Annotated in this window: 1 protein-coding gene; it reads left to right on the top strand. The window is 75.0% G+C overall.

All coding sequences use genetic code 11. The features are described from left to right. Window positions 1-27: 27 nt before the first annotated feature. On the top strand, window positions 28-1,450 hold a 1,423-nt coding region (locus PHK61_RS31760), incomplete at its 3' end, for a diol dehydratase reactivase subunit alpha (protein WP_274285032.1).

Raw genomic sequence — 1,450 nt, 5'->3', positions numbered from 1 at the left:
GGGGGCGTCGAGGCAGAAGGGACAGGCGTGTCACCAGTGGAGGGTCCGGCTCCGACGAGCTCCGCGTCCCTGGTCATCGGCGTCGACATCGGCAACTCCACGACCGAGGCGTGCATCGCCGAGGTGTCGCCCGGAGACGTCCACAGGCTCGCGTCCTCGCTCACCGCGACGACGGGGGTGAAGGGCACCCCGGCGAACACGGCCGGGGCCGTCACGGCCGTCCGGCGTGCCCTCGAGGCCGCCGGGCGGCCCTCCGACGCGCTGGCCACCGTGCTGCTCAACGAGGCCACGCCCGTGATCAGCGGCCTCGCCATGGAGACGATCACCGAGACGATCATCACCGAGTCGACGATGATCGGGCACAACCCCGACACCCCGGGCGGCGAGGGCCTCGGCGTCGGGACGACGGTGACCCTCGAGGCGCTCGCGGAGGTCGAGCCGGGCACGCCCGCGGTCGTCGTGGTCGGCGCGGGCGCGGACTTCGACGACGTGGCGGGCACGCTGAACCGCGCGCTGGAGCGCGGCGCCGACGTCGTCGCCGCGGTGATGCACGGCGACGACGCGGTGCTGGTCGTCAACCGGCTCTCCCGGCGCATCCCGGTGGTCGACGAGGTGTCGGCCGTCGACCGGGTGCCGCTCGGGATGCTCGCGGCGGTGGAGGTCGCCCCGCCCGGGCGGACGATCCGCACGCTGTCGGACTCCTACGGGCTGGCCTCGACGTTCGACCTGGACGCCGAGCAGACCCGCCAGGTGTCCCCGGTGGCCCGGGCGCTGTCGGGCAACCGGTCCGCGGTCGTCGTGCGCACGCCCGCCGGCGACGTCACCGACCGGCGCATCCCGGTCGGGACGCTGACGCTCTCGGGCGCCGGGCGCACGCTCGACGTCGACGTCGACACGGGCGCCGACGCCATCATGGAGGCGATCGGGCGGGTCGCCCCGCTCGTCGACGTGCACGGCGAGGCCGGCACGCACGTCGGCGGCATGCTCGCGAACGTCCGCGACACGATGACCGACGTGACCGGGCAGCCGGCCTCGGAGATCCGCATCCGCGACGTGCTCGCCGTCGACACGATGGTGCCGGCCACGGTCCGCGGCGGGCTGGCCGGCGAGGTCTCGAAGGAGAACGCCGTCGCGCTCGCGGCGATGGTGCGCACCAGCCGCAGCCGCATGCAGGCCGTGGCCGATGCGCTGAGCACCGAGCTGGGCTGCGAGGCGATCATCGGCGGGGTCGAGGGCGAGGTCGCCGTGCGCGGCGCGCTCACGACGCCGGGCTCCTCGGTCCCCATCGCGATCATCGACATGGGCGGCGGCTCCACCGACGCCGCGCTGCTCGACCGCGACGGCGCGGTGTCCGCGGTGCACGTGGCGGGCGCGGGCGAGCTCGTCACCAAGCTGATCGACTCCGAGCTGGGCCTGGAGGACCGCGAGGCCGCGGAGTCGGTCAAGCGCC

Source organism: Actinomycetospora lutea, from assembly GCF_028737205.1.
Classification (GTDB): Bacteria; Actinomycetota; Actinomycetes; order Mycobacteriales; family Pseudonocardiaceae; genus Actinomycetospora; species Actinomycetospora lutea.
This window is presented reverse-complemented; position numbering and strand designations above follow the sequence as displayed.